The organism is Vibrio sp. D173a, from assembly GCF_030248475.1.
Map to the genome: position 1 here is coordinate 1 of NZ_JAHGAH010000579.1, position 1,489 is coordinate 1,489.

The 1,489-nt window shown below is 45.8% G+C and carries 2 pseudogenes; both read left to right on the top strand.

Features of this window, described 5'->3' with window-relative positions:
* Nucleotides 1-1,209, top strand: a pseudogene (locus KIV40_RS27655) (1-acyl-sn-glycerol-3-phosphate acyltransferase); the annotation flags it as partial.
* A 150-nt stretch (nucleotides 1,210-1,359) separates the two neighbouring features.
* Nucleotides 1,360-1,489 (top strand): annotated as a pseudogene (locus KIV40_RS27660) (putative sulfate exporter family transporter); the annotation flags it as partial.

Here is a 1,489-nt window from a genome sequence, read left to right on the forward strand (position 1 = left end):
CTTGAAGATTGCTAAAAAAGACCGCCCAACATTCCAGGCTTTAATGGCGATTAGTTGGTTCTGGTTTTTAGGCGCGGCTTATCTAACCCAGTTCCCGAATTTTACTAAGATTCACCTAAACGGCACTGAGAGTGCGGTTGCTTTCCTGTTGGCTCTATTCTCTGTCGGTATCGCCATCGGCTCGTTGGCATGTGACAAGCTGTCTAATCACCGTATCGAGATCGGCATCGTACCTATGGGTAGCCTAGGTATTTCCCTATTTGGTCTTTTAATGGCGCTGGCTGTTCCTGAAAGCCTGCCTCAGTTTGAGTCATTCAATCAATTTATTGGCCATTCAGATCTTTGGCCGCTGTTTGCTTACCTGTTATTACTGGGCATTTCAGGCGGTATTTTCATTGTTCCTCTGTATGCACTGATGCAGTTCCGAGCAGAGCCAAACGAGCGAGCTCAGGTCATTGCAGGACTTAACATCTACAACTCACTGTTTATGGTGGGCAGTGCTGTACTCGGTATCATCTGCTTGAGCTTGCTTGAGATGACGATTGTAGAGTTGTTTGTCTTACTAGCGACCCTCAATACACTGATCGTGTTTTACCTTTTTTATCAGTTTATGCATTCCGATTCTTTACTTGGATCGTGACGCATACCATGTACCGCGTTAAACACAAAAATCTTCACCACCTTCCTGAAAAGGGTGGCGCACTGATCATTTGTAACCATGTGAGCTATATGGACGCCTTGTTATTGAGTGCCGTTTGTCCACGCCTAATCCGATTTATAATGGAAGAAGACTACGCCAAGCTGCCACCTATTCGCCGATTCTTAAAACGCGCTGGGGTAATTCCGATTTCAGCGACCAATCGACGTTCAATCCGCAGTGCTTTCAACGAAGTCGAGCAAGCTCTGCATGATGGACACATTGTCTGCATCTTCCCTGAAGGGCGTTTAACGTCTGATGGTGAGGTCGGTGAGTTCATGCGCGGTATGGAACTGATCATCAAGCGTTCACCCGTTCCAGTCATCCCTATGGCACTAAAAGGCTTATGGGGGAGTTACTTCAGCCGTTACAAAGGACGAGCGTGCAAAGGCTTGCCAACACGATTCTGGACTAAGCTTGAAATCGAAGCGGGTGATGCCATCGACCCTAAACAAGCGTCATGCGATGTGTTGCGCGATAAGGTCGTAAAACTTCGAGGCGAATTTCGTTAAAGCTCGCTCAGATTAATAGGTACGATAGTGACAAGGAACAAACGTTCAGTTTTTCTTAACGTTTGTTCAGTTCATTTAGACTTACTTATCGATCATTTAAACGTATAGTGCTCTCTAATTCACCCTATAATAATCGAACACTGATATCACATGAGCTTCAACAAAAGCATCCCCTTTTATCTTGCTGCCCTTTTCTGCCTAACCCCGTGGGTAAGTTCTCCCACTGCGCTTGTTATCGGCTTTCTATTGGCGAGTCTTGGCTTAGTACCAGAACACCTAT